The organism is Acinetobacter sp. YH01025 (genome assembly GCF_013420185.1).
GTDB lineage: Bacteria > Pseudomonadota > Gammaproteobacteria > Pseudomonadales > Moraxellaceae > Acinetobacter > Acinetobacter indicus.
In genome coordinates this window covers 1-1,182 of sequence record NZ_VOYR01000038.1, presented here as the reverse complement: position 1 = coordinate 1,182, position 1,182 = coordinate 1, and the positions used below count along the sequence as shown (strand labels likewise).

Genomic DNA, 1,182 nt, shown 5'->3' with positions numbered 1-1,182 from the left:
TCTCTGTACACGACAAAAATAGATAACTCATTGAAATAATGTCACAATAATTGTTTTCTAACGACGAATACTATGACACATCTCAATGAGTTATATCTTATCTTAAACAAATCTCTAAAATGGAACAAGTCACATTTAAAGTGCTTTGCGCTCATCATGCTTGTGATTATTTTAAAGCAAACATGTAATCTTTCTTCTGCATCTAAAGCCTTGCCCATCAAGTGTTTACCACAATCATTTTATCGACGTATGCAGCGCTTCTTTGCAGGTCAGTATTTTGATTATCGTCAAATTTCTCAGTTGATTTTCAATATGTTTTCATTCGACCAAGTGCAACTGACTTTAGATAGAACCAATTGGAAATGGGGAAAACGAAATATTAATATCCTGATGCTCGCAATCGTTTATCGTGGAATAGCGATACCTATCCTTTGGACATTGCTTAATAAACGTGGAAATTCAGATACGAAAGAGCGTATTGCTTTGATTCAACGCTTTATAGCCATTTTTGGTAAAGACCGTATTGTGAATGTGTTCGCAGACAGAGAGTTTATCGGTGAGCAGTGGTTTACATGGTTAATTGAACAAGACATCAACTTCTGCATTCGTGTTAAAAAAACTTCATTGTCACCAATCATTTAGGAAAGAATCATAAAATTAGTGATTTATTTCGCCATCTTAAAGTTGGTCAAATTGAATGTCGTAAACGACGGATTTTGGTTGGTCGGGTGAAACTATATATAAGTGCACTACAGTTAGAAAATGGAGAGCTTTTACTCGTCGTTTCTCCTCAGTTTAATGCCAATGCTATTCAGGATTATGCATTACGCTGGGAAATTGAAACCTTATTCAGTTGTCTCAAAGGACGCGGGTTTAATCTTGAAAATACGCGCTTGACAGACCCTAGACGAGTGAAAAAATTGATTGCGGTGTTAGCTATAAGCTTCTGTTGGTGTTACTTAACGGGTGAATGGCAACATAATCAAAAAAAAGCGATAAAAATAAAGAAGCATGGACGACTCTCAATGAGTTTATTTCGCTATGGTTTAGACTATGTTCAAATGGCGATTCAGCGTTTAATTGGTTTTGGGAAAAAAGAAGAGTTTAAGGAAATTTTGGCAATTTTAAGAAAGCAGAATCCTGATAGGATAAGGGTTCTGTGAAATTTGTCGTGTACAGAGA

Annotated in this window: 1 protein-coding gene; it reads left to right on the top strand. The window is 35.7% G+C overall.

The window, feature by feature from the left end:
- The first annotated feature begins 72 nt into the window (after positions 1–72).
- A protein-coding gene (locus FTT89_RS14445) for an IS4-like element ISAba1 family transposase (RefSeq protein ID WP_085940648.1) occupies positions 73–1,163 on the top strand; the annotation gives its coding sequence in 2 pieces (ribosomal slippage) (positions 73–613 and positions 613–1,163; 1,092 coding nt in all).
- Positions 1,164–1,182: the final 19 nt, after the last annotated feature.